This is a genomic window from Kitasatospora sp. NPDC059803, from assembly GCF_042732255.1.
Lineage (GTDB): Bacteria > Actinomycetota > Actinomycetes > Streptomycetales > Streptomycetaceae > Kitasatospora.
Genome location: NZ_JBHWIJ010000201.1, coordinates 14542 through 15991 on the forward strand (window position 1 = coordinate 14542; position 1450 = coordinate 15991).

The following is a 1450-nucleotide window of genomic DNA, read 5'->3' on the forward strand; positions in this document are numbered from 1 at the left end:
AGCGTGGTCGAGCAGGTCGCCCTGGCCACCACCGGCGAGGTCGACGCGGCCGTGGGCGCCCCGCAGGCGGGCCCGCCCCGCGGGGGGCCCCGCCCCCCCCGCGCCGCGGCGCGCGGGCGCCCCCCCCCAAGGCGAGGGTAACCCCCGCGATGGCCGGGGGGCCGCGCGACCCCCCGCCGGGGCCCCCCCCCGCCGCGGGGGCCCCCAGGCCAGGAAACGCGGCGCCGCCCCGCCTTTCCTTCCCGGCCTCCGGCAACCGGTTGGCGACCACCCCATCGTGTCGATGGGCTGACGCGTTCGCCGCAGGAGGGGCGGGCAGTCCGGTGTTCGCAGGTAAAGGCAGGTCAGACGCTGAACTTGTCGTGCGGGGTGCCACGCTCCCACACAGCCTCGAACGCGCAGGAGACGAGACGAACCGTCGCGGAGTCCTCGAAGAAGGCGAACCCGGGCTCGGCCCAGTCGCCGTACCCGGTGAAGAAGTGGAACAGCACCAGCTTGTCGTCGATCAGCCAGAAGTCGTTCCCCGGCAGCGCGATGTCCGACGCCTGACTCCTCGGCAGCCACCGAACCAGTTCCCCGGCCGCCAGGTTCATCGGGGTGACCGCGTGCTCCCACCGGATGTAGTCGGTCACCGGCTCGGACACGATCCGGGCCCGCCGCATGACCACGCCACGACCGACCGTCTCGCGGACGAGTCCCAGCCACTCGGGCCACCACGACGCTTCGGGGTCCAGCTCGATCCCGCCGGTGCGGGCGAAGCGGTCGATCTCCTCGGCCTCGTCGCCCACGGCGTAGGCGTCACGCATCTCCAGATGAACCGCGGTCCTCTGAGCGCTCCTCAGCAGCGCGGCGAAGTCGGGCATGTTCGACACGTTCGACAGCCTCCTTCAGGATCGGCGCCATGCGGGCCGGTATCCGGATCACGGACTCATGAGCGGGAATCCCGAGCGGGAATCCCGAGCGTGCGGCCGGGAACCCACCCGGTCCCTGCGATCTTCTCGCAGAGCGCGTCATCGGCCGCCCAGTTCTGCACGATGACCTCCGCCGCCCGTGCCGGGGTCGATGCCCACGAAACCCAGTGCCGTGACGATCTCCAACGTCTGCGGAGTTGCGAGGACGCGCACCACCGTCAACCCTGCGAATCAGAATCACAACCCGGCATGCACGACATTGCACGAACCCGGCCAGAGCCGCAGATGAGCCGGACGTATCCCACGGCCGGCGTTGCCCTTGGGCCTGTTGGATTCCAACAGGCCCAGAACACGCGAAAGGCCCCTAGAAACCGCCGTATGGTGCCGAGGCGAGTGGAAGTGGAGGGTGTCGGCGGATGGCGGCCCTGAGGTCCGGCCGCCCCGGGCGCCCCCCCCCCGTACGCGGGGGGCGCCCCGCGGTCCAGGTGGAGCCCCCCCCCCAGCGGCCGGAGAACGGGGGGGCCCCAGACACGGCCCCC

1 protein-coding gene is annotated in these 1450 nt (G+C 72.1%); it reads right to left on the minus strand.

Annotated elements, in window-relative coordinates; genetic code table 11:
* Positions 1–344: 344 nt before the first annotated feature.
* Positions 345–863, minus strand: a complete 519-nt coding sequence (locus ACFV6I_RS27100) for a DUF6879 family protein (RefSeq protein WP_380428163.1) — start codon at positions 861–863, stop codon at positions 345–347.
* Between the last annotated feature and the right edge of the window lie 587 nt (positions 864–1450).

Bases quoted from the DNA above. Each gene is read 5' to 3' on its own strand.
- ACFV6I_RS27100 (WP_380428163.1), bottom strand. From the start codon at position 863: ATGCCCGACTTCGCCGCGCTGCTGAGGAGCGCTCAGAGGACCGCGGTT.